The sequence below is a fragment of the Mesorhizobium sp. M7A.F.Ca.MR.148.00.0.0 genome, from assembly GCF_003997735.1.
In the GTDB taxonomy this organism is placed as follows: domain Bacteria; phylum Pseudomonadota; class Alphaproteobacteria; order Rhizobiales; family Rhizobiaceae; genus Mesorhizobium.
In genome coordinates this window covers 1-269 of record NZ_RZTB01000570.1, presented here as the reverse complement: position 1 = coordinate 269, position 269 = coordinate 1, and the positions used below count along the sequence as shown (strand labels likewise).

The window sequence follows — 269 nt, the reverse complement described above, 5'->3', positions numbered from 1 at the left end:
AGAGGCCGCCGGCGGTCGGAAACGCCGAAGCGATCTGCGCCATGGCGAGGGCGAAGAAGCCCGACACGCAGCAGCCGACGATCCAGCCGATGCCCGCACCTGCGCCGCCGATCGACGATGTGGCTTGCGCGAAGGAGTTGATGCCGCCCGAAAGGATGCAGATGATCGAGAACGATATCGCGAAATTCGAGAAGCGGCTCATGCTTCGCGACAGTTCCTGGGCATAGCCCATGCCGTGGAGAACCTTCAGGTCCTCCTTCTTGTCAACG

Annotated in this window: 1 pseudogene; it reads right to left on the bottom strand. The window is 62.5% G+C overall.

From position 1 onward, the window contains the following. Positions 1–269 (bottom strand): annotated as a pseudogene (locus EOB49_RS35355) (amino acid permease); the annotation flags it as partial.